The 23,135-nt window shown below is 72.3% G+C and carries 17 protein-coding genes and 2 pseudogenes; 7 read left to right on the top strand and 12 right to left on the bottom strand.

What is annotated here, in order from left to right; genetic code table 11:
* Nucleotides 1-38: 38 nt before the first annotated feature.
* The 3 genes from B124_RS14950 to B124_RS14940 all read left to right on the top strand — a co-directional run bounded on the left by B124_RS14950 (nucleotide 39) and on the right by B124_RS14940 (nucleotide 4,390).
* Nucleotides 39-1,082: a patatin-like phospholipase family protein gene (locus B124_RS14950; protein WP_496503312.1), complete on the top strand. Its 1,044-nt coding sequence runs from the start codon at nucleotides 39-41 to the stop codon at nucleotides 1,080-1,082.
* Nucleotides 1,057-3,432: a protein kinase family protein gene (locus B124_RS14945; protein ID WP_496503311.1), complete on the top strand. Its 2,376-nt coding sequence runs from the start codon at nucleotides 1,057-1,059 to the stop codon at nucleotides 3,430-3,432. Before B124_RS14950 ends, B124_RS14945 begins: the two co-directional genes overlap by 26 nt.
* 118 nt (nucleotides 3,433-3,550) lie before the next feature.
* Complete coding sequence (locus B124_RS14940) at nucleotides 3,551-4,390, top strand: S1 family peptidase (RefSeq protein ID WP_496503310.1); 840 nt, start codon at nucleotides 3,551-3,553, stop codon at nucleotides 4,388-4,390.
* A 218-nt stretch (nucleotides 4,391-4,608) separates the two neighbouring features.
* Here the strand turns inward: B124_RS14940 and B124_RS14935 are convergent, their stop codons facing one another.
* A complete protein-coding gene (locus B124_RS14935) occupies nucleotides 4,609-4,839 on the bottom strand; it encodes a DUF7455 domain-containing protein (RefSeq protein WP_420304822.1) in 231 nt (76 codons plus the stop codon).
* Nucleotides 4,840-5,271: 432 nt separating this feature from the next.
* On the opposite strand from B124_RS14935, the gene B124_RS14930 reads away from it, so the two are divergent.
* The gene (locus B124_RS14930) at nucleotides 5,272-7,386 is read left to right on the top strand and encodes a DNA gyrase/topoisomerase IV subunit B (RefSeq protein ID WP_496503309.1); all 2,115 of its coding nucleotides are present in this window, start codon (nucleotides 5,272-5,274) and stop codon (nucleotides 7,384-7,386) included.
* 78 nt (nucleotides 7,387-7,464) lie between these two features.
* On the opposite strand, the pseudogene B124_RS14925 reads toward B124_RS14930, so the two are convergent.
* The 6 genes and pseudogenes from B124_RS14925 to B124_RS14900 all read right to left on the bottom strand — a co-directional run.
* Nucleotides 7,465-7,891, bottom strand: a pseudogene (locus B124_RS14925) (hypothetical protein); the annotation flags it as partial.
* Between the two features lie 85 nt (nucleotides 7,892-7,976).
* Nucleotides 7,977-9,647: a glycoside hydrolase family 13 protein gene (locus B124_RS14920; RefSeq protein WP_496503386.1), complete on the bottom strand. Its 1,671-nt coding sequence runs from the start codon at nucleotides 9,645-9,647 to the stop codon at nucleotides 7,977-7,979.
* Nucleotides 9,648-9,697: 50 nt separating this feature from the next.
* Nucleotides 9,698-10,588: a carbohydrate ABC transporter permease gene (locus B124_RS14915; RefSeq protein ID WP_496503308.1), complete on the bottom strand. Its 891-nt coding sequence runs from the start codon at nucleotides 10,586-10,588 to the stop codon at nucleotides 9,698-9,700.
* 15 nt (nucleotides 10,589-10,603) lie between these two features.
* Nucleotides 10,604-11,554 carry a carbohydrate ABC transporter permease gene (locus B124_RS14910; RefSeq protein WP_496503307.1) on the bottom strand — a complete coding sequence of 317 codons (951 nt, stop codon included), beginning with the start codon at nucleotides 11,552-11,554 and terminating at the stop codon, nucleotides 10,604-10,606.
* Nucleotides 11,555-11,556: 2 nt separating this feature from the next.
* Complete coding sequence (locus tag B124_RS14905) at nucleotides 11,557-12,951, bottom strand: ABC transporter substrate-binding protein (RefSeq protein WP_496503306.1); 1,395 nt, start codon at nucleotides 12,949-12,951, stop codon at nucleotides 11,557-11,559.
* 136 nt (nucleotides 12,952-13,087) lie between these two features.
* Nucleotides 13,088-14,092, bottom strand: a complete 1,005-nt coding sequence (locus tag B124_RS14900; protein ID WP_496503305.1) for a LacI family DNA-binding transcriptional regulator — start codon at nucleotides 14,090-14,092, stop codon at nucleotides 13,088-13,090.
* Between the two features lie 204 nt (nucleotides 14,093-14,296).
* On the opposite strand from B124_RS14900, the gene B124_RS14895 reads away from it, so the two are divergent.
* Nucleotides 14,297-15,262 (top strand): ferredoxin family protein, encoded by a 966-nt coding sequence (locus B124_RS14895; RefSeq protein ID WP_496503304.1) that lies wholly within the window; start codon nucleotides 14,297-14,299, stop codon nucleotides 15,260-15,262.
* 72 nt (nucleotides 15,263-15,334) lie between these two features.
* Here B124_RS14895 and B124_RS14890 read toward each other — a convergent pair.
* The 4 genes and pseudogenes from B124_RS14890 to B124_RS14875 all read right to left on the bottom strand — a co-directional run.
* Nucleotides 15,335-15,607: pseudogene (locus B124_RS14890) on the bottom strand (sodium:solute symporter family transporter); the annotation flags it as partial.
* Complete coding sequence (locus tag B124_RS14885) at nucleotides 15,604-16,251, bottom strand: DUF485 domain-containing protein (RefSeq protein ID WP_496503303.1); 648 nt, start codon at nucleotides 16,249-16,251, stop codon at nucleotides 15,604-15,606. The gene B124_RS14885 and the pseudogene B124_RS14890, both read right to left, overlap by 4 nt.
* 84 nt (nucleotides 16,252-16,335) lie before the next feature.
* Nucleotides 16,336-17,298, bottom strand: coding sequence for a threonine ammonia-lyase (locus B124_RS14880; protein WP_496503302.1), 963 nt, complete (start codon nucleotides 17,296-17,298; stop codon nucleotides 16,336-16,338).
* Between the two features lie 102 nt (nucleotides 17,299-17,400).
* Entirely contained in the window at nucleotides 17,401-19,854 is a 2,454-nt protein-coding gene (locus B124_RS14875; protein WP_496503301.1) for a DNA gyrase/topoisomerase IV subunit A, read from the bottom strand.
* A 188-nt stretch (nucleotides 19,855-20,042) separates the two neighbouring features.
* On the opposite strand from B124_RS14875, the gene B124_RS14870 reads away from it, so the two are divergent.
* Together B124_RS14870 and B124_RS14865 are read left to right on the top strand one after the other, a co-directional pair.
* Nucleotides 20,043-21,407 carry a M16 family metallopeptidase gene (locus tag B124_RS14870; protein ID WP_496503300.1) on the top strand — a complete coding sequence of 455 codons (1,365 nt, stop codon included), beginning with the start codon at nucleotides 20,043-20,045 and terminating at the stop codon, nucleotides 21,405-21,407.
* A gap of 23 nt (nucleotides 21,408-21,430) precedes the next feature.
* Nucleotides 21,431-22,795, top strand: coding sequence for a M16 family metallopeptidase (locus tag B124_RS14865; protein ID WP_496503385.1), 1,365 nt, complete (start codon nucleotides 21,431-21,433; stop codon nucleotides 22,793-22,795).
* A 97-nt stretch (nucleotides 22,796-22,892) separates the two neighbouring features.
* Here the strand turns inward: B124_RS14865 and B124_RS14860 are convergent.
* On the bottom strand, nucleotides 22,893-23,135 hold a 243-nt coding region (locus B124_RS14860), incomplete at its 5' end, for an IS30 family transposase (RefSeq protein WP_496503299.1).

Here is a 23,135-nt window from a genome sequence, read left to right as displayed (position 1 = left end):
GGCGTGACAATCTCGGATCCTCAGGGAGGACATGACTCATGAGTAGTGCCATGCCGTGGCACGCGGACCATCCTGTGCTGGCCGCCTTACGCCGTCGCCGGGAAAAGGGACACACGCACGACAACCCCGTGGACGACCTGAAGATCGGGCTGGCCGTCGAGGGCGGCGGCATCCGGGGCGTCGTCTCGGCCGCGATGCTCTGCGCCTTGGAGGACTGCGGGCTCAATCAGGCGTTCGACACCATATATTCCGCCTCCTCCGGTGCCATCAACAGCGCCTACTTCCTCAACGGCGAGACGTGGTATCCGCTTTCGATCTACTACGACGACCTCGCCACCCGGACATTCGTCGACTTCCGGCGGGCGCTGCGCGGCCGCATCATGGACTTGGACTACGCCTTCGAGGTCGTGGACAACGTCAAGCCCCTGGGGTACGAGAAGGTCATCGCCTCCCCGACCCGGCTGCACGTCGCGGTCACCCTCGTCGACGAGGTCCGCACCACCGCCGCCACCGACTTCACCTCGCGCGCGGACCTGCGTGCCGCCTTGATCGCCAGCGCCTGGCTCCCGGTCGCGCTGCGCGGCACGGCCGACTTCCGCGGCTCCCGGGCGGTCGACGGCGGCGTCCTGACCCCGCACCCGTACAAGCTGGCGCTGGAGGACGGCTGCACGCACGTGCTGTCCCTGAGCACCCGCCCCATCCAGCCGCCCGCGCAGAAGCTGTCGGTCTCGCAGCGCTGGGCGATCCGCCATCTCGACCGCATCCGCGACGGCCTCGGCCGGGGCTACGGCGAGGCCATCGCCCGCTACCGGGGCGAGCGCGTCATGCTGCAGCGGCGGATGACGGAGCCGGGCGACGCCCCGTATGTGCTCGACCTCGCGCCCATGTCGTGGATGCCGCAGGTCAAGCGGCACGAGCTGGACCCCGGCCGGATTCTCAGCGGCGCCCGCGGCGGGTACGAGGTGATGTACTGCGCCATCGAAGGCAAAGACCCCGAGCTGATAAAGAACGGCCGCATCCGTGCCGTACCCCAACTGACCATCGTGACGAAGGACGATGCCAACAACCGGCAGCGCGCGTAATCTCCGCGCGATCATCCGCGCCGTATCCGCGGGTTCACCCGCGCAGGGCGCTGCCCGGGCCGCGACCCGGGCGGAGAACGAGTTATGCGAGTGGGACCGGGAGGACTGGATCCGGGTCCTTTTCGGTCTGCCGTTCGAGGCGCATAGTTTCAGCGGCGAGTTCGAGCAGTCGTGGGAATCGGTCATCGAACAGGTGGCCCGCTGGCGTACGGAATTCGCCACCCGCCCGGCGCCGTTTCGCAGCGAGTTCCGGTCGGTCAGCGGATATCTCGGCCTGCTCCTTCTCACTCTGGTCTCGCTGGCCCACTCCTACCAGCGCCGTTACGACCAGGGTGAGCGGACGCCGCACGACTGCGCGGCCCTGTGCGTGCCGGCCGTGGCGGACCCGGCCGTGCGGGAGGCGATTCGTGCGCTGTACGCGCCCGACACCCCGATTCCCGACGTCGAGGGGAGCGTGGACGAGGAGGCCGTGACGCTGGAGGCGTGGCGCGAGGTCGACACCGAGACCCTGCGCTTCCACCGCCACGGCACCACGTCGTTCATCCTGACCGGCCTCCCGCTGCGCCAGGCGCACGGCCGGCGCATCCCGTTCGCCCTCAAGTGCATCGTCTACCCGTACCTGAGGGTGCCGACCATCGTCCGGGCCACCCGCGAGTACCGCTCCGCCTACGGCGACGTCCACGCGCGGGAGGAGGCGGCGACCGAGCCGCTGCCGCTGGCCCGCGCGTGGGCGAGCAGTGGGCGGTGGATCCTGATGGACTTCGTGCCCGGGGAGACGCTGGCGGAGTATCTGAGCCAGCGGCCGGACAGCTCCCGCATCCGGCTCGATCTCCTGCGCGACCTCGGGCCCCGGCTGCTGGGGGTGCTGGACGAACTCGACCGGTGCGGCCTGCGCCACGGCGACCTCTCCCCGTCCAACATCATCCTCAGCGGCTCCGGTTCCGGATCAGGAAGCGGTACGGGTGCCGGGGACCGCCGCTTCGTCCTCATCGACCTCGGCGTCAACTACCTCTACTCCCACGCGGTCCCCGGCTCCGGCGGCCCGGACGCGGCGTTCGTCGCGCCCGAAGTGCGCAGCGAGACCATGGTGGTCGACCCCCGGCAGGCCGACCTGTACTCGGTCGGGCAGCTCCTCACCGCGATCGGCAGCGGGCACCGCGACACGGCGGGCGCCGGCGCCGTGACCGTACCCGACGGCTTCTACGCCGAGACGCCCCTGCTGGCCCGCTTCCTGGAAGACCTCACCGACCCCGTCCCCGAGAACCGGCTGCTGCTGTTCCGGCCCGCCGCGGGGGAGCGGCTCTATCCGCAGTTGCTGCACTTCTACGAGGAGGAGCTGGCGGCCGTCGAGGCGACGCGTGCACAGAGCGCCGGCACGCGCTTCGTCCGGCTGTACACGCCGCTCGCCGGGGCGCCGAGGCAGCAGCTCCAGATGTGGCGGATCCGCCGCAACCAGTCGCTCTACCGCGACCCGCACCGCGGCATGCACGTGCGGTGGCTGCTGTTCTTCTCCTGGCTGTCGGCCGCGGCCTGGTACGTCGCGGCCAGCATCGTCATCACGTACTGGCTGCGCGACCTCAACTGGGAGTGGGGCAACAACTACGTCACCCTGCTGCAGCGCACCAACAGCGCGGGCGAGGAGGAGCTCCCCCTCCTCGACGGGCTGCGGCTGGACGGCTACACCATCCCCGACCACTCCGCCAACGCGCCGGTGCGGATGGTCGCCATGAGCTTCCTGCTCGCCGGTGCCCGGTACTACCAGAACCTCTTCGCCGGCCTCACCCCGCTGGTCGCCGGCCGGCAGCAGGGGCGGCTGAGCCGGCGGGCGGTCCAGGCCGAGGTCGCGATGCGGCTGTTCACCCTCATCCCCGCCGTGCTGGTGCTGTCGACCACGCTCTTCCACCGCGACTGGTGGCCCATCTGCACCGCGATCGGCATCCTCTCCACCTCGCTGTGCAACGCCGCCTGCCTGGTCTTCGCCCGCGCCGCCATCGCCGAGGCCCGCGGCAGGCAACTGGGCACGGTGCCGCAGGGCCGGATCGCCGGCCTCGACGCGCTGCAGAGCTGGACGCTGACGGCCGGCTTCTACTGCGTGGCCTGCTGGGGCATCGGACTGTCGATCTACGTGGGCACCGCGAAGGACATCTACATCTACGCCGGCTCCGTGGCCGCCATCAATGTCGTGATCTTCTATCTCGCCCGGTGCAGCGGCAGCGCCGCCGACGAGGTACGCACCATCCTGACCCGCGCCTGTCTGGCCTCCGAGCGGCTGCGCCACCTGCCGGCGGCGACCACGGCACCGGCGGTGACGGCCGCCCCGGCGGCGAGCGCGGCACCGGCGGCACCGTGACCGCCTGCGGCTGAGCCCGGGAGGGGACCCCGGGCGGCGCGACCGAAGTGCGGCCCGCGCCCTGCTGGCTGAGGCTGAGTGCACGACCGCTCACACCCCACGCCGTCAGGGAGACCCCATGCGCCTGCGCCTCCGCTCGATCGCCGCCGCCGTCGCCGTGCTGCTGCCCCCGGCCGCGCTCGGACAGGCACTGCCGGCGGCGGCGGACGGCGTGGTGGTGGGCGGGCACCCCGTGCGTATCGGCGACAGCCCCTGGACCGTCGCGCTGACCAGCCGCAAGCGTTTCGGCGACGAGCGTTCGGGGCAGTTCTGCGCGGGCGCCCTGGTGTCCCCGGCGGTGGTGCTCACGGTCGCGCACTGCCTCGCCGAGGAGACCCTGGGCGAGCCGTGGAGCGGGGTCGGCGATCTGAGCGTGGTGGCGGGCCGGGGTGACCTCGCGGGCACCGACGGCAAGGAGATCGCCATCGAGCGGGTGTGGGTGAACCCGGACTACGACGGCTGGACCAACTCCGGCGATCTCGCCGTGCTGCACCTGAAGGACCCGGCCGGGGACGGGCCCTTCGTGAAGCTGGCGGAGAAGCCGGACGACCCGGCGTACGAGCCGGGCTCGCCGGCCCGCGTCTACGGCTGGGGGGACACCGGGGGCGGCGCCGGTCTCCCCACGACGCTGCACGCCGCGGACGTCGAGGTGCTGCCGGAGACCGTCTGCGAGGAGGCGTACCCGGGCAGTGCCAACGGCCGCTACGTCGCGGCGTCGATGCTCTGCGCGGGGCTGATGCGCGGCGGCCCGGACGCCTGCCAGGGCGACAGCGGCGGCCCGCTGGTCGTACGGGGGCGGCTGGTGGGCCTGGTCTCGTGGGGCGAGGGCTGCGGCGAGGCGGGGCGGCCGGGCGTCTACACGCGCATCTCAGCGGTCGTGGAGACCCTCAAGGCGCACCACCCCGGCAAGGTCGCCTGAGGAGCACACAGCCGCCCCTCACGGCGCTGGCGCGGCACCCTGTGCCGTACGCGCCGCGCCCCCGGCCGCAGGCGCCCCTGCCGCCCCGGAAACCGACTGGAGTCCCGGAAGCGGCTGCCGCCCCGGAAAACCGACGAGGCGGCCACTCCCCCTGCGGGGAATGACCGCCATCTCCGGCCCGGGGGCCGCACGAGGCTCGTCGGGCTGACGCCGGTGCGTCAGCGTTCGTCGGCTGTCGCCGACGCGGGAGTGGCCTGGAGCCGCTCCGTCTCGTCCTGTATCTCGGCAGCGATCTTCTTGAGCTCCGGCTCGAACTTGCGGCCGTGGTGCGCACAGAAGAGCAGGTCGCCACCGCTCGTCAGGACAACGCGCAGGTAGGCCTGGGCTCCGCAGCGGTCGCACCGGTCGGCGGCCGTCAGCGGGCTTGCGGGAGTCAGAACAGTAGTCACGTCGCCTCTTCTCTAGCTCGACGAGCTGTCGTACCAGGGTCAACATCCAACCAGGCCGAAAACGTTCCCGCTCGTGGCTCGGGATCGGGAAAGCCCTCGTCACCAGGCCCGATGTCGTCAGGTGGCGGCGGAGGAGCCGTAGTGCTTGTCGTGCCTGTGCCGTTTTGAGCGCATTTGATTCTTTTTGGCCTCCCCGGCTGGGTTGCCGGTTGTTCAGGAGGACGTGCCCGGAGCCTAAATGGTTCATGCGTGTAAGGGAACGTGATAAACGAATCACCCCTCCGAGGGATCGAACATGCACTCGAAGCGGGACTAGTATCGAGTCACATGCGGGTGGCTGCGTACCGGCTCTATAGAGCCTCGGTACCCTCTGACCGGCAGATGAGGCCCGCCACCGCCACCCGGGCCCGAATTCAGCGAGGAGCGAACTGAGTGACCGCCGACACGTCCGTGCCGTCAGTGCTGGCCGCCGCCGAGCGCGACGGCTCCAACTACACCGCGCGGCACCTGCTCGTTCTGGAGGGTCTGGAGGCCGTCCGCAAGCGGCCCGGCATGTACATCGGCTCCACCGACAGCCGCGGCCTCATGCACTGCCTGTGGGAGATCATCGACAACTCGGTCGACGAGGCCCTCGGGGGATACTGCTCGAACATCGAGGTCCTGCTCGCCGCCGACGGCTCCGTGCAGGTCGATGACGACGGCCGCGGCATCCCCGTCGACGTCGAGCCGAAGACCGGCCTGTCCGGCATCGAGGTCGTCATGACCAAGCTGCACGCCGGCGGCAAGTTCGGCGGCGGCGCGTACGCGGCCTCCGGCGGTCTGCACGGCGTCGGCGCCTCCGTGGTCAACGCGCTGTCCGCCCGGCTCGACGTCGAGGTCGACCTCCACAGCAGGACCCATGCGATGAGCTTCCGCCGCGGCGTCCCCGGGCAGTTCTCGGGCAAGGGCGCCGACGCCTCCTTCGAGCCGGCGAGCGGCCTGACCAAGGGCAAGAAGATCCCCAAGACCAGGACGGGCACCCGCATCCGCTTCTGGCCGGACCGGCAGATCTTCCTCAAGGACGCCGAGCTGTCCCTCGACGACCTGCACGCGCGCGCCCGGCAGACCGCCTTCCTCGTGCCCGGCCTCACCCTCGTCGTGCGCGACGAGCGCTCCGCCGACAAGGGCGAGCACACCACGGAGACCTTCCGCTACGACGGCGGGATCAGCGAGTTCTGCGAGTTCCTCGCCCCCGACCGGCCCGTCTGCGACGTGCTGCGGCTGTCCGGGCAGGGGACGTTCAAGGAGACCGTCCCGGTGCTCGACGACCGCGGGCACATGACGCCGACCGAGGTCACCCGCGACCTCGGCGTCGACATCGCGCTGCGCTGGGGCACCGGGTACGACACCACCATCCGCTCCTTCGTCAACATCATCGCCACGCCCAAGGGCGGCACCCACGTCACCGGCTTCGAGCGCTCCCTGACCCGCACGGTCAACGACGCCCTGCGCAGCCTGAAGCTGCTGCGCGTCGCCGAGGACGACATCGTCAAGGACGACGCGCTGGAGGGCCTGACCGCCGTGGTCACGGTCCGGCTCGCCGAGCCGCAGTTCGAGGGCCAGACCAAGGAGGTGCTGGGCACCTCGGCGGCGTCCCGGATCGTCGCCCAGGTCGTCACCAAGGAGCTGAAGGCGTTCCTGACGTCCACCAAGCGCGACGCCAAGCAGCAGGCGCGCGCGGTGCTGGAGAAGGCCGTGGCCGCGGCCCGTACGCGCATCGCCGCCCGGCAGCACAAGGAGGCGCAGCGCCGCAAGACCGCGCTGGAGTCCTCCTCGCTGCCCGCCAAGCTCGCGGACTGCCGCAGCGACGACGTGGAGCGCTCCGAACTGTTCATCGTCGAGGGCGACTCCGCGCTGGGCACGGCCAAGCTCGCGCGCAACTCCGAGTTCCAGGCCCTGCTGCCGATCCGCGGCAAGATCCTCAACGTCCAGAAGGCGTCCGTCGCGGACATGCTGAAGAACGCCGAGTGCAGCGCGATCATCCAGGTGATAGGGGCCGGCTCGGGGCGGACGTTCGACATCGACCAGGCCCGCTACGGCAAGGTGATCTTCCTCGCCGACGCCGACGTCGACGGCGCGCACATCCGCACCCTGCTGCTCACCCTCTTCCAGCGCTACATGCGCCCGATGGTCGAGGAGGGCCGGGTCTTCTCCGCGGTGCCGCCGCTGCACCGCATCGAGCTGATCCAGCCCAAGAAGGGCCAGGACAAGTACATCTACACGTACTCGGACACCGAGCTGCGCGAGACCCTGCTCGACCTGCAGCGCAAGGGCACGCGCTTCAAGGACTCCATCCAGCGCTACAAGGGCCTCGGCGAGATGGACGCCGACCAGCTCGCGGAGACCACGATGGACCCGCGGTACCGCACGCTGCGGCGGATCAACATCAGCGACCTGGAGGCCGCCGAGCAGGTGTTCAACCTGCTGATGGGCAATGAGGTCGCCCCCCGCAAGGAGTTCATCACCAACTCGGCGGCCACCCTGGACCGTTCCCGGATCGACACCTGAGGCACACGGGACGCGCTCCCGTCCCGTGGGGGATGGGACGGGAGCCCGCGCCGGCGGCCCGGAGGGAGAGAGTGCGGGTCAGTCCTGGCCGGGCCAGGCGGGGCAGTCCTCCCACTCGGTGTCCCAGCCGGAGTTGCCGCCGTCGGTCAGCGTGAAGGTGCCGCTGCCCTCGGGGTACGGGCAGTTGCAGACGCCGGCCACGCCGACGTCCGTCGCGGTGACGCTGCCGGCGGTCACCTCGCCCTGCGTCTCGGCCTGCACGACGACGCTGCCGACGCCGGCCACGGTGGCGCCGTCGATCGTGACGTTCTGCACGGCCTTGCCCGTACCGCCGCCGGAGACGAACTCGAAGGCGCTCCACGGGCTGTCGGTGACGACGGTGTCCGTGATGTTCACATCTGCCTCGTGCCGCTGCCAGGGCGTTGGTGTCCCGGATGCGGTTGTTCTCGACGGTGATGTCGGTGCCGCCGCAGTCAGCCAGAGCCCGAGCCGGGCGCGGCGAAGAGCACCGCGGCGGCGGACGCGGACGCGGCCAGTGTGATCCTTCCTGTGCGTGGGTCGGCGGCCTGGCCGCGCGGAGCGCAGCCGGGTCAGGTGCGCAGCCAGACCGCCGTGTCCCGGGGCAGCCGCCCGCCGTCCAGGGGGCCGCTGCCGATCAGGACGCTTCGGTGGGCCGGGAGCGGCACGGGCTCCGCGGCGAGGTTGACGACGCAGGCGAACGCGTCTGAACGGGCGAAGGACAGCACGCCCGCGGGGGCGTCGAGCCAGCGCATCGGCCCGTCGCCGAGCCCCGGCTCGGCGCGGCGCAGCCGCAGCGCGTCGCGGTACAGGCGCAGCATTGAGCCCGGGTCGTACTCCTGGTGCTCGACGGCGTACGCGCCCCAGCCCGCCGGCTGCGGGAGCCACGGTCCGCCCGCCGCGGCGCCGTCGCCGCTCGCGCGCGCGGGGCCGTCGCCGCCGCTGCGGCCGTCCGCGTCCACCGGGTCGCTGAACCCGTACGCCGCTCCGCCGGGCCGCCACGGCAGCGGCACCCGGCAGCCGTCCCGGCCGGGGTCGCGGCCCTCGGAGCGGAAGTGCATCGGGTCGACGATCCGGTCCCGCGGCACCTCCGCCTCCGGCAGGCCCAGCTCCTCGCCCTGGTAGAGGTAGACGGAGCCGGGCAGGGCGAGCGAGAGCAGCGCCGCGGCGCGCGCCCTGCGGGTGCCGCGCACCGGGTCGGTCGGGGTGCCGAAGCGCTTGGCGGCGAAGTCGAAGCCGGTGCCCGGGTCGGCGTCGTCGCGGCCGTAGCGGGTGACGGTACGGGTGACGTCGTGGTTGCACAGCACCCATGTCGCGGGCGCGCCGACCGGCGCGTGGTACGCGAGCGTGGTGTCGATGGACGCGCGCAGCTCGCCGGCGTCCCAGGGGCGGGCGAGGAAGTCGAAGTTGAACGCGGTGTGCAGCTCGTCGGGGCGCAGGTAGCGGGAGAAGCGCTCCGGCTCGGGCACCCACAGCTCGCCGATGAGCACGCCGTCGTACTCGTCGGCGATGGCCCGCCAGGAGCGGTAGATTTCGTGCAGCTCGTCGCGGTCGACGTACGGGCTGGGCGTGCCGCACGGGTCGTCCTCGTCCCAGTCGGGCAGCACGGGGTCCTTGGCGAGCAGGGCGGCGGAGTCGATGCGAACGCCCGCCGCGCCGCGCTCGAACCAGAAGCGCAGCACCTCCTCGTGTTCCCGGCGCACCGCCGGGTGGGCCCAGTTGAGGTCCGGCTGCCGTTCGGAGAACAGGTGGAGGTACCAGTCGCCGTCGGCGTGCCGGGTCCAGCACGCGCCGGCGAACTGGGATGACCAGTTGTTCGGCGGCAGCTCGCCGCCGGGGCCGCGGCCGGGGCGGAAGTGGAACAGCTCGCGCTCCGGGCTGCCGGGCCCGGCGGCCAGCGCGGCGCGGAACCAGCGGTGGGCGTCGGAGACGTGGTTGGGCACGACGTCGACGATCGTGCGGATGCCGAGGGCGCGGGCCTCGGCGATCAGCTTCTCGGCCTCGTCGAGGGTGCCGAACGCCGGGTCGACCGCCCGGTAGTCGGCGACGTCGTAGCCGCCGTCGGCCATCGGTGAGACGTACCACGGGGTGCACCAGATGGCGTCCACGCCCAGCTCGGCGAGGTACGGCAGCCTGGCGCGGAGGCCGGCGAGGTCGCCGGTGCCGTCGCCGTCGCCGTCGGCGAAGCTGCGTAGGTAGACCTGGTAGATGGCGGCGTCGCGCCACCAGCTCGTATCCGACACTGAATCCCCCACAGGAAATCCCTACTGGTTCAGGACGAGGGCCCTTACCGTCAGCCCTTGAGGCCGCCGGCGGTCAGGCCGTGCATGATGTTGCGCTGGAAGACGAGGAAGACCACCAACGTGGGCACCGAGGCGATCGCGAGGGCCGCGACGAGCTGGTTCTCCGGAACGCTCGCGGACAGCGAGTAGATGCCGACGTTGAGCGTCTGCTTCGACGGGTCGGGCAGGGTGAGCATCGGCCAGAGGAAGTCCTTCCACACGGCGACGACCGCGAAGATCGAGACGACGCCGAGGATCGGCCGGGACATCGGCAGGACGACGGAGCGCAGCGTGCGCAGCGGTGCGGCGCCGTCCATGGCGGCGGCGTCCATCAGCTCCCGGGGGATGGAGTCGAAGAAGCGCTTGAGCAGGAAGATGTTGAAGGCGTTGGCGACCGACGGCAGCCAGATCACCCACGGCGAGTTGATGAGGTTGCGCTCCACCACCGGCACGTCGAGGACGGTGAGGTACTGCGGTACGACGAGCACCGTCGCCGGGATCATCAGCGTCGCGAGCATGGCGCCGAGGACGACCTTGCCGAGTACGGGGCGGAGCTTGGAGAGCGAGTACGCCGCGGCCACGTCGAAGACGAGCTGGAAGGCCAGCGCGCCGAACGCGTACACGCAGGTGTTGAGGAGCAGTTGGGACAGGTCCAGCACGCTCCACGCCTCGGAGTAGTTGTCCGGCTGCGCCTCGCCCGGGACGAGCGTCGGCGGTGTCTGCGCGAACTCCTGGGTGGACTTCAGCCCGCTGGTGACCATCCAGTACAGCGGTCCGATGAACACCAGCGTGAAGACCGCCATGACCAGGGTGAACGCGGTCCAGTACAGGACCTTGCCGCGCGGCCTGGCCAGCGCCGCCGGCGAGATCAGCGTCCGTTGTGATGCTGCCGTGTCGGGCATGTCGGATCTCCGGCTTCAGTCTTCGCTGCTGCGGTCGATGCGGACGAACGCGGCCGAGAAGGCGGCCAGCAGCACCATCAGCACGAGCCCGAGGGCGGCGGCGCTGCCGTAGTTGTTGAAGGTGAAGGCGTACTGGTAGATGAGCTGGACGACGGTGAGCGTCGAGTTCTCCGGGCCGGCGCCGCCGGTGAGCAGGAACGGCTCCACGAAGACCTGCATCGTGGCGATGATCTGCATCAGCAGCATCAGCGACAGGATGAGCCGGGTCTGCGGGACGGTGACGTGCCAGATCTTGCGGAACAGCCCGGCGCCGTCCAGCTCCGCGGCCTCGTACAGCTCGCCGGGGATGCCCTGCAGCGCGGCCAGGTAGATCAGCGTGGCGGCGCCCATGTTCATCCAGGTGGCGGCGATGACGACGGACAGCATCGCGGTGTCGGCCGACTGCAGCCAGTCCTGCGCGGGCAGGCCGAAGGTCTCCAGGATGCGGTTGAAGAGCCCGTGGCCCGGGTCGTAGAAGTACTTGAAGAGCAGCACCGAGGCGACCGGCGGCAGCATCACCGGCAGGTACACCAGGATCCGCAGGTACGCGCGGCCGTGCCGGAGTTCGTTCAGCACGATCGCGACCGCGAACGGCACGGCGAAGCCGAGGAGCAGCGCGAGGCCGGTGAAGAGGAACGTGTTGCGCCACGCCTCCCAGAAGGCGGGGTCGTTCACGATGTAGCTGAGGTTCGACCAGCCTGCCCAGACGGTCTCGCCGTCCTCGTTCTTCTGGAAGGCCAGGATGAACTCCCTGACCATCGGATACCAGGAGAAGAGACCGAAGCAGAGCACGGCGCCGAGGAGGAAGCCGTGGGCGGTCAGGTTGCGGCGCAGCGCGCGGCCGAAGTCCTCGCGGCCGGCGCGCCGCCGGCCGGCGGGCCGCCCGGCGGACCGGGCGGCCGGCCGGGACAGGGTGGGCGCCGCCATGGCTACTGGTTCTCGAGGACCTGGTTGACCTGGTCCTCGGCGGTGTCGAGCAGGCCGGCCGGGTCGGCGTCCTCGTTGGTGAGCACGCCGGACATCACCGTGTCCAGGACCTTGTAGATCTCCTGGGCCTTGGGCGGCTCGGCGCGGCCCGGGACGGGGTTGTCACGGAACGGCTGGAAGTTCTCGACCGGCATCGTGGAGTGCGCGGCGCGCAGCTTGTCGTCCTGCTGCTTGCTCTGGCCCTTCCAGAAGTCCGGCTGCGGCAGCCCGACGGGCAGCCCGTCCGCCTTCGTACGCTCCCACGCGAACTGGCCCTCGCCGGGGGTGAGGAACTTGAAGTTCAGCCAGGCGATGGCGGCCTTGATCTGGTCGGGTGAGCTGCCCTTCTTGATCATGTAGTCGTTGCCGCCGAAGAGGGTCGCCTCGCCGCCGGGCATCGGGCCCATGCCGTAGTCGGCGTAGTCGCCGCCCAGTTGCTGGACCATGTACGTGATGTCGTCGGGCGCGGCGAGGAACATGCCGAGCTTGCCGGACGCCATCTGCTTCTGCAGGTCGCCCCACTTGAGCAGCTGGGTCCTGCCCATGCTGTCGTCCTCCCAGCGCATCGCGTGGAGGTTCTCGACGTACTCGGCGCCCGTCGCGTCGTTGAACGCCGCCTCGGTGCCGTCCGCGGAGACGATGTCGCCGCCGAGGCCGTACATGGCGGCGGTGAAGTGCCAGCCGCCGTTGTTGCCGGCGCTGTACTCGCCGAAGCCGCTGATGCCGTCGCCGAGGCCGGCGATGGCCTTGGCGGCGGTACGGACCCCGTCCCAGGACGTCGGGGGCTTGTCGGGGTCGAGGCCGGCCTCCTCGAAGAGCTTGCGGTTGATCAGCAGGCCCATGGTGTAGTTGCTGGTGGGCAGCCCGTAGAGCTTGCCGTCCTGCTTGAGCACGTCGAGGACCTGCGGGTCGATGTCCGCGAGCGCCGGTACGGTCTCCTCGCTGACGTACGCGGTGATGTCCGCGGCGCCGTCGTTGTCCAGCACCTGCTGCAGGTCGGTGAAGTACGTGTAGAAGGCGTCCGGTTGGGACCTGGCCTTGAGCATGGCCGTGAACCGGGGCGGCTCCAGGCAGGGGTCGGTCTGCTTCCCCTCGACCGTGACGTTCGGGTACTTCTTCCGGAAGGCCGCTAGGTCTTCGTTCCACTCCTTCAGCTCGGCCTTCTCGGCCGCCGGCGGCATGCAGTCGATCGTCAGGGTGACCTCGGTCTCCGGGTCCAGCGGGGCGGCGGCGTCGGCCGGCTCGGCCGCGTCGTCCTCGTCCTCGGCGGAGCTGGAGGTGCCGCAGGCGGCGACGAGCGCCAGGGTGGCGCTGACGGCGAGGGCGGCGCTGGTACGGCGGAACCCGGTTCGTCTCATCTCGGTGACCCCTCTGGGCAGGAGCGGGAAGCCACGGCTGCACGCCGCCGTGGCGCGCACACTCAACCACCGTCGACAGGACTCCGCAAGATATCGCGCAGAGATTGCAAGAAAGAGACTAAGGAATGGAGATCCTTCACTGCGCCGGGCCGGTGGAGCCGCGCACCACCAACTCGGGCTCGAACAGCAGCTCGTCGGCGGCCACCGGGGCGCCGCCGATCTGCGCCGACAGCAGCTCGACCGCGGCCCGGCCCATCGACTCGATCGGCTGGCGCACGGTCGTCAGCGGCGGCGCCGTGCAGTTCATGAACGCCGAGTCGTCGTACCCCACCACCGACACGTCCCCCGGCACGTCAAGACCGCGCCGCCGCACCGCCCTGATCACCCCGAGCGCGAGCGGGTCGCTGGCGCACACGAAGCCCGTCACGCCGTCCGCCAGCATCCGCGCCGCGGCGGCCTGCCCGCTCTCCAGTGAGTACTGCGCCCGCGCCACCCGCGACGCCGGCAGCTCCAGGCCCGTCTCCCGCGCCAGTTCCCCGGCGGCGGCGAGCTTGCGGGCCGAGGGCACGTGGTCCGCGGGGCCCAGCACCATCCCGATGCGGCGGTGCCCGAGCGACGCCAGGTGGCGCCACGCCTGCTCGACGGCCACCGCGTCGTCGCAGGAGACGCTGGGGAAGCCCAGGTCCTCGATGGCGGCGTTGATCAGCACCACCGGGATGCGGCGCTCGGCCAGCCTGCGGTAGTGCTCGTGCGGCGCGGCGGACTGCGCGTACTGGCCGCCGGCGAACACCACGCCGGAGACCTGCTGTTGCAGCAGCAGGTCGACGTACGCGGCCTCGGAGACGCCGTTCTTGGTCTGGGTGCACAGCACCGGGGTCAGGCCGAGCTGGGCCAGTGCGCCGCCGACCACCTCGCCCAGCGCGGGGAAGATCGGGTTCTGCAGCTCGGGCAGCACCAGGCCGACCAGCCGGGCGCGCTCGCCGCGCAGTTGCGTGGGCCGTTCGTAGCCGAGCACGTCGAGGGCCGACAGCACGGCCTGCCGGGTCGCCTCCGACACGCCGGGCTTTCCGTTCAGCACGCGGCTGACGGTGGCCTCGGAGACCCCCACCTTCTTGGCAACCTCAGCAAGTCGTCGAGTCATGGACGCAAGATTAGCGCAAGAAACGCAAACTACTTGCGGCGGGTGGGGCCCGGTCTGGACGGTCCGGCCCGCGGCCACGGTACGTCAGGGCAGTGAGCGTACGCGGCGGGCGGCGGCTCCACGGGGCCCGCGGGAGACCGGAGTGCCACCGGGACGGACGGGCCCCGCGGGACGGGAGGTTGAACAACGGTTAGGCTCACCTTCGTGAGTACGTGCGCGACCGCCTCCGGAGAGCTGGCCGAACCGCTCGCCGGGACCGCGGCCGTCGCGGCGACCTGGCTGCTCGTCGAGCAGACCGGCCCGTGGGGGAACGCGGCGCTGACCCAGAGCCATCTCGATCCCGAGGTCGGCCGTGCCCTGGAGGAGCGCGCGGCGGGCACCGGTGTGCGCGTCGCGCTCATCCGCCGGCCCGGCCGGCACGCCGACGTCCACCGCCCCGCCAGCCGCCGCGTCCTCGCCGCCCACACCGCCCCCGGCGGCATCTGGATCCACGCCGCCGACGCAGGCGACCCCGCGCACCTCCTCGACCTCGACTTCGCCGCCCTCGGCCGCGGCGAGCACGACGGCTTCGACGCCGCCCTCGGCGCCGGCCCCTACCGCGCCGGTCCGCCCCCCGCGCCCTGGGGGCCCGGGGAGCCCCGGGGTCCGCTGCCGCTCGTGTTCGTCTGCACCAACGGCCGGCGCGACCGCTGCTGCGCGCTGCTCGGCCGGCCCCTCGCCGCCGCCCTGCACGCCGCCGCGGCCACCGAGACCTGGGAGATCACCCACATCGGCGGCCACCGCTTCTCGCCCACGCTGCTGGTACTCCCGCACGGCTACGCCTACGGCCGCATGACCCCGCACGCCGTCAAGGAGATAGTCGAGTCGCTCGCCTCCGGGCTGGTCGTCCCCGACGGCTGCCGCGGGCGCTCCACCTGGGAGCGCCCCGGGCAGGCGGCGGAGCTGGCGGTGCGCCGGCTGACCGGCGCGTACGGCGCCGACGACCTCGCCGTCGTACGCACCGAACGCGACGGCGACGACTGGCAGGTGACCCTTGCGCACCGCGACGGGCGCGCCTGGGACGTGCCCGTCTCCCCGCGCGCCGCCGCGGTGGCCACGCCGGCGAGCTGCGGCGCCGCGCCGGTGGCTCAGACGCACATGGCCGCGGGGACGCCGCGCCCGCGCCCGTAGCCGAGGACGCGTCGGGGGAGAGCGCCCCCGGCGTCCAGGACGCTACGCGGCCCCCGCCCCGGTCAGCGCCCGGACGAGCCAGGCGACGAGGAAGCCGACGGAGTACAGCACGCCGTCGTAGCCGTAGAGCGCGATAAAGCCCGAGATGCCGAGGAAGGAGGCGCCGGACAGGTAGTCACCGGAGATGGCGAAACCGTTCTCCATGGGGGTGAACAGCCGGCCGCCGGCGTAGAACTCCTCCGGCGAGCCGTGCCGCCGCCGGCCGGCCCACAGCGTGATGGCCAGCGTCAGCGCCACGAACGCGCAGAACAGCAGCAGCGCGAGCTTCTGGTGCTCCCCGGTCACCGGCCCGGCTCCCGCCGCTGGTTCCCGCGGGTGCCGGCCCGGCCCCGGTCGTCCGGGCAGCCCGCCGCGCGGCGGGTCCGCATGGCGACGTCCCAGCGCAGGTCGAACGCGGCGGGGTCGCGGCGCAGCCGGGCGTGCCGGGCGTACGCCCAGGTGAGCAGGAACGTCGTCGCGAACTGGCCGAGGGCGGCGAGCAGCGCGGCGTTGACCGGGCCGGCGACCTGGCGGCCCATCAGGCCGGGGGCGGCGGTGGCCGTGACGACGTAGGCCAGGTACCAGGCGAGGAACACGAGCACGGCCGGCACGACGAACCGGCGGTACCGGCCGCGTACGCGCTGGAACTCGGGGCCGGCGTGGACGGCGAGGTACACGTCGTCACCGGTCTCGCCCCTCTCACCGGTCTCGCCGGTCTCGGCGGCCCGGGGCGGTGGCGGCGCGGGCGGGTCGGGCTCCGCGTCCCACCCGTCCCAGCCCCAGCCGGGGGCCGGGGCGGCGGGCGCGTAGAACTGCTCCCTCCGGTCGGTCGGTGCCGACCGGGCCGGCCAGGGCGACACGTCCGGCCTGCCGGACCAGTCCGGCAGGCCGGACCACGGATCGTGGGGCAGGGCTGGCGGGGCCCCCTCGGGCTCCTGGGTCGTGTTCACCGGGGTGCTCCCCTCGTTCGGCGGGCTTGCCGGCTCACCAAACTGGCAACGGGGGGAGATCGCAGACGGGGCATTCCCGGCCTTTCACACCTTCAGGTGAACCGCCCTGGCGATCTCCGCTTCCTGGGCGTTGCCTCCCGTGCACACGACCGCGACGCGCTGTCCCGCGAAGGCGTCCGGGTGCGTGTACAGCGCCGCGAGCGCCGCGGCGCCCGCGCCCTCTGCCAGCGTGTGCGCGTCGCGCATCAGGCCGGCCTGGGCGAGGGCGATCGCCTCGTCCTCGACGAGGAGGAAGTCCGCGAGCCCGGCGCGCATCAGCGCCTGCGGCAGTGCGAATCCGGTGCCGGTGGCCAGGCCCTCCACGCGGGTGCGGTTGGGCCGTTCGACGATGCGGTCCGCGCGCCACGACTCGTACGCTGCCGGGGAGGCCGCGGACTGCACCGCGACGACCCGGCAGCCGGGGGCGACGGCCGCCGCCACCAGGCACGCGGCGGCGGCACCGCTGCCGCCGCCGACCGGAACGATCACCGTGTCCAGGTCCGGCGCCTGCTCGAACAGCTCCAGGTACGCGGTGGCCACCCCGGCGATGATCTCAGGCTCGTCCGCGGCGCTGACCAGCCGGGCGCCCCGCTCGGCGGCCAACCGCGCGGCGTACGGGCGGGCTTCGTCGAAGGTCGCGCCGTGCTCGACCAGCTCCGCGCCCAGGGCGGTGACGGCGCGCGCCTTGCCCGGGTTGGGGCGCTCCGGCATCACGATCGTGCACGGCGCGCCGTGCCGGGCCGCGGCGTAGGCGAGCGACTGGGCGTGGTTGCCTGTGGAGTAGCCCACGATGCCGCGGGCGCGCTCCGCGTCGCTCATCGACGCGAGCAGGGCGAGGCCGCCGCGTACCTTGAACGCGCCCGTCGGCTGGGTGTTCTCGTGCTTGACCAGCAGGGCCGCGGCCGAGCCCCGGTCCAGCGCGGGGTACGACCACAGCGGGGTGGGCGGCAGCACGTCGCGGATCAGCCGGCGGGCGAGCAGGGCGTCGGTGACGGTCGGAGTCCTCATGGCCCCACGCTGGCAGCCGGCGGTCTCCGGGTCCAGCGAATAGATCACGCCGCCCCGACGCCCCGGACCCCGCGGCGCCCTGTCTCGTACGACGCCCCGGGCCTACACCGGACCCGCGACAGCCGTCACCTGCTTCGCCAGCGGCGTCCCCGAACCGTCCCGGCGCGGGTCCGGCTCCGGCAGCTCCACCGGGCCGCCCGTGCGCCCCGCCGCGCGGGCCGGCACCGGCCCCGCCCAGGCGAACGTCAGGCAGTCCTCGCCCTTCAGGAACCGCTGGCAGCGCACGCCGCCCGTGGCCCGCCCCTTCCGCGGGAACTGGTCGAACGGGGTCAGCTTCGCCGTCTGCACCCACGCCCCGTCCAGCGCCCCCGTGGAGCCCGCGACCGTCAGCACCGCCGCGTCCGCCGCCGGATCGACCACGTGGAACGCGACGACCTTCGCCCCCGCGCCCAGCTTCACGCCCGCCATGCCGCCCGCCGGCCGCCCCTGCGGCCGTACCTGTCCCGCCTGGTAGCGCAGCAACTGCGCGTCGCTGGTGACGAACACGAGGTCCTCCTCGCCGGTGCGCAGCTCCGCCGCGCCGACGATCCGGTCGCCGTCCTTGAGCGAGATGACCTCCAACTCCTCCTTGTTCGCCGGGTAGTCCGGCACGACGCGCTTCACCACGCCCTGCTCCGTGCCCAGCGCCAGCCCCGGCGAGGACTCGTCGAGCGTCGTGAGGCAGATGACCTGCTCGTCGTCCGCCAGCGTCAGGAACTCCGAGAGAGCCGCGCCGCCCGCCAGGCTGGGCCGGGCCGCGGTCTCCGGCAGCACCGGCAGGTCGATCACCGACACCCGCAGCAGCCGCCCCTGCGACGTCACCGCCCCGATGTGCGCCCGCGACGTCGTCGGCACGGCGGAGACGATCACGTCGTGCTTGACGCGCTTCGCCGGTGCCGGTTCGCCGAAGGGATCGCCGTTGGCGGTACGGGCCAGCAGCCCCGTGGACGACATCAGCACCCGGCACGGGTCGTCGGACATCTCCAGCGGCACCGCCGCCGCCGGCTCCCCGCCGGCCTCCAGCAGCACCGTGCGGCGCTCGGTGCCGTACTTCTTCGCCACCGCCGACAGCTCCCCGGACACCAGCTTGCGCAGCTCCGCGTCCGACTCCAGGATCCGCGTCAGCTCGGCGATCTCCGCCGTCAGCCGGTCCCGCTCCGCCTCCAGCTCCAGCCGGTCGAACTTCGTCAGCCGGCGCAGCGGCGTGTCCAGGATGTACTGCGTCTGGGTCTCGGAGAGCGAGAAGTGGGCGATCAGCCGCTCCTTGGCCTGCGCGGCGTTCTCACTGCCGCGGATGATGCGGATGACCTCGTCGATGTCGAGCAGCGCGACGAGCAGGCCCTCCACCAGGTGGAGCCGGTCGCGGCGCTTGGTGCGCCGGAACTCGCTGCGCCGCCGCACCACCGTGAAGCGGTGGTCGAGGAAGACCTCAAGCAGCTCCTTCAGGCCCAGCGTGAGCGGCTGGCCGTCGACGAGCGCGACGTTGTTGATGCCGAAGGTCTCCTCCATCGGCGTCAGCTTGTACAACTGCTCCAGCACGGCCTCCGGGTTGAAGCCGTTCTTCACCTCGAAGACCAGCCGCAGGCCGTGCTCGCGGTCGGTGAGGTCCTTCAGGTCGGCGATGCCCTGCAGCCGCTTCGCCCCGATGAGGTCCTTGACCTTCGCCCTGATCTTCTCCGGGCCGACGGTGAAGGGCAGCTCGGTGACCACGATGCCCTTGCGGCGCGCGGAGACCTGCTCCACCGTCGCGGTGGCGCGGATCTTGAAGCTGCCGCGGCCCGTCTCGTACGCGTCCCGGATGCCGTCGAGGCCGACGACCCGGCCCCCGGTGGGCAGATCGGGGCCCGGCACGTACCGCATCAGGGTCTCCAGGTCGGCGCCCGGGTGCCGGATGAGGTGCCGCGCGGCGGCGATGACCTCGCCGAGATTGTGCGGCGGCATGTTGGTCGCCATCCCGACCGCGATCCCGGAAGCGCCGTTCACCAGCAGGTTCGGAAACGCGGACGGCAGCGCGACGGGCTCCTGCTCGCTGCCGTCGTAGTTGGGGGCGAAGTCGACGGTGTCCTCGTCGATCGACTCCACCATGAGCGTCGCGGCGGGCGCGGGGCGGCACTCGGTGTAGCGCATGGCCGCGGGCGGGTCGTCGTTGCCGAGGGAGCCGAAGTTGCCGTGGCCGTCGACCAGCGGCAGGCGCATCGAGAACGGCTGCGCCATGCGCACCAGCGCGTCGTAGATGGCGGTGTCGCCGTGCGGGTGCAGCCGGCCCATCACCTCGCCGACGACGCGCGCGCACTTGACGTACGACCGCTCGGGGCGCAGGCCCATCTCGTTCATCTGGTGCAGGATGCGGCGGTGTACGGGTTTCAGGCCGTCGCGGGCGTCGGGGAGCGCGCGGGAGTAGATGACCGAGTACGCGTACTCGAGGAAGGAGCCCTGCATCTCGTCCACGACGTCGACGTCGAGGATCCGCTCTTCGAACTCCTCTGGCGGCGGGGCACTGCTTCTGCGGCGGGCCATCTCGGCTGCTGCTCCTCATCGACTGGTTACGGGCTCGTTCACGGGCGGTCGGCGTGCGCCCCCATTGTGGACCCACGCGCCGACAACGCCGACCACGACCCGGCGCACTGCCCCCGGCATACAGTGGGGGCGCGACACCGGATGTCCGGTGTCCCGCGTACAGCAGCGATCGAAGGGACTCCATGCCCATGGGTCAGACGGCCACCCCGCAGGCCAACTCAGGCGGACTGACACTGGAAGAACACCGCCTGGACAACGGGCTGCGGGTCATCCTCTCCGAGGACCCTCTCACGCCCGTCGCCTCGGTGTGCATCTGGTACGACGTGGGCTCACGCCACGAGGTGGCCGGCCGCACCGGCCTGGCCCACCTCTTCGAGCACCTCATGTTCCAGGGCTCGGCCCAGGTCTCCGGCAACGGCCACTTCGAACTGGTGCAGTCCGCCGGCGGCTCGCTCAACGGCACCACCAGCTTCGAGCGCACCAACTACTTCGAGACCATGCCGGCCCACCAGCTCGAACTGGCGCTGTGGCTGGAGGCCGACCGGATGGGCTCGCTGCTCACGGCGCTGACCCAGGAGAGCCTGGACAACCAGCGCGACGTGGTGAAGAACGAGCGCCGGCAGCGGTACGACAACGTCCCGTACGGCACGGCGTTCGAGAAGCTCGCCTCGCTGACGTACCCCGAGGGACACCCGTACCACCACACGCCGATCGGCTCGATGGCCGACCTGGACGCGACCTCGCTCGCGGACTGCCAGGCGTTCTTCCGCACGTACTACTCGCCGAGCAACGCGGTGCTCTCCGTCGTCGGCGACATCGACCCCGCGCAGACGCTGGCCTGGGTGGAGAAGTACTTCGGCACCATCCCCGCGCACGAGGGCAAGCAGCCCCCGCGCGACGGCTCGCTGCCCGACACCCTCGGCGGCGCGCGGCGCGTGCCGCTCGCCGAAGAGGTGCCGTCGCGGGCGCTGATGGCCTCGTACCGGCTGCCCGAGGACGGCACCCGCGAGGCCGACGCCGCGGACCTGGCCCTGACCATCCTCGGCGGCGGCGAGTCCTCGCGGCTCTACAACCGCCTGGTGCGCCGCGACCGGCTCGCCGTCGCGGCCGGCTTCGGGATGCTGCGGCTCGCCGGCGCGCCGTCGCTCGGCTGGCTGGACGTCAAGGCGTCCGGCGGCGTCGAGGTGCCCGCCATCGAGACCGCCGTCGACGAGGAGCTGGCCCGCTTCGCCGAACAGGGGCCCACCTCCGAGGAGATGGAGCGGGCGCAGGCGCAGTTGGAGCGCGAGTGGCTGGACCGGCTGGCGACCGTCGGCGGCCGGGCGGACGAGTTCTGCCGCTTCGCCGTGCTCTTCGGCGACCCGAAGCTCGCGCTCGGCGCGGTCGAGCGGATCCTCGGCGTCACCGCCGCGGAGGTGCAGGCCGTCGCCAAGGCGCGGCTGATCCCGGAGAACCGCGCGGCTCTCGTGTACGAGCCCACGGCGCCGGCCGACGCCGATGCCGACGACACCACCGGCGCCGCGGGCACCGAGGAAGACGAGGTTCAGGCGTGACCGCCGAGACGACCAGCACGACCATGAGCTTCCACCCCCGCCCGCAGGGCGGCGAGGCGCGGCCCTGGGCGTTCCCGGCCCCGGACCGCGCCACCCTCGCCAACGGGCTCACGGTGCTCACCTGCCACCGCCCCGGCCAGCAGGTCGTCGCCGTCGAGGTGTGCCTGGCCGCGCCGCTGGACGCCGAGCCAGCGGGTCTGGACGGCGTCGCCATGATCATGGCGCGGGCGTTCTCCGAGGGCACGGACACCCACACCGCCGAGGAGTTCGCCGCCGAGCTGGAGCGCTGCGGCGCCACCATGGACGCGCACGCCGACCACCCCGGCGTCCGCGTCTCCCTGGAGGTCCCCGCCTCCCGGCTGCGCCGCGGCCTGACGCTGCTCGCCGACGCGCTGCGCGCGCCCGCCTTCCCGGACGACGAGATCGAGCGGCTGGTCGCCAACCGGCTCGACGAGATCCCGCACGAGCTGGCCAACCCCGGGCGGCGTGCCGCGATGGCGCTGTACGCCGAGCTGTTCGACGCCGGCGACCGGCTCTCCCGCCCCCGCTGGGGCACGGAGGAGTCCGTCGCGCGCATCGACGCCGCGTCCGTACGGGCCTTCTACGACGCGCACGTCCGGCCCGCCACCGCCACCGTTGTTGTGGTCGGCGACCTGACCGGCGCCGACGTCGCCGACGCGCTGGCCGGCACCCTGGGTGCCTGGACCGGCGCTCCCGCCGAGGCCCGCCCGCTGCCGCCGGTGGCCGCCGACGACACCGGCCGGGTCGTCATCGTCGACCGCCCGGGCGCGGTGCAGACGCAACTGCTCGTCGGCCGCGTCGGCGCCGACCGGCACGACGCCGTCTGGCCCGCCCAGATCCTCGGCACGTACTGCCTCGGCGGCACCCTCACCTCCCGCCTGGACGTCGTGCTGCGCGAGGAGAAGGGCTACACCTACGGCGTCCGCGCCTCCGCCCAGCCGCTGCGCTCGCCGGCCGACGGCACCGGCGCCGCGCTGCTGGCCATCGGCGGCTCGGTGGAGACCGACGTGACCGGTCCGGCGCTGGCGGACACCTGGCAGGTGCTGCGCTCGCTGGCCGACGGGCTGACCGACGCCGAGCGGGACGCGGCGGCGGACTTCCTGGTCGGTGTGGCCCCGCTGCGGTACGAGACGTCCGCCGCGGTCGCCGGCACGCTGGCCGACCAGGTCGAGCAGCAGCTCCCGGACGACTACCAGGCCCGGCAGTACGCCCGGCTCGCCGACACCGGCACGGTGGAGGCCACGGCGGCGGTGCTGGGCGCGTTCCCCACGGACCGGCTCGTCACCGTGCTCGTCGGCGACGCGGAGAAGATCGCCGCGCCGGTGCGGGGGCTGGGCATCGGCGAGGTCAGGGTCATCTCCGGCTGATTCTGCGTTCCCGCGTTCCCGAGTTTCGCGGCCCGTAGCGGACCGGAAAGAGCCCGGCGATAGGCAGATTCTCGGGGTCCTCGCAACACCTGATGGCTTACGTGGTCGTCAGTAGATCACGCAGGCGCTCGGCTGGTGTTCTCCAGCCGAGCGTTTTGCGTGGTCGGCGGTTGAGTTGCTGGGCGACGTGTTCGAGGTCTTCTGGGCTGTGGACGGACAGGTCGGTGCCTTTGGGGAAGTACTGCCGCAGCAGGCCGTTGGTGTTCTCGTTCGATCCGCGCTGCCAGGGCGAGTGCGGGTCGCAGAAGTAGACCGGTACTCCCGTGGCCACGGTGATCTG

Source organism: Streptomyces sp. CNP082 (assembly GCF_059570535.1).
This window is presented reverse-complemented; position numbering and strand designations above follow the sequence as displayed.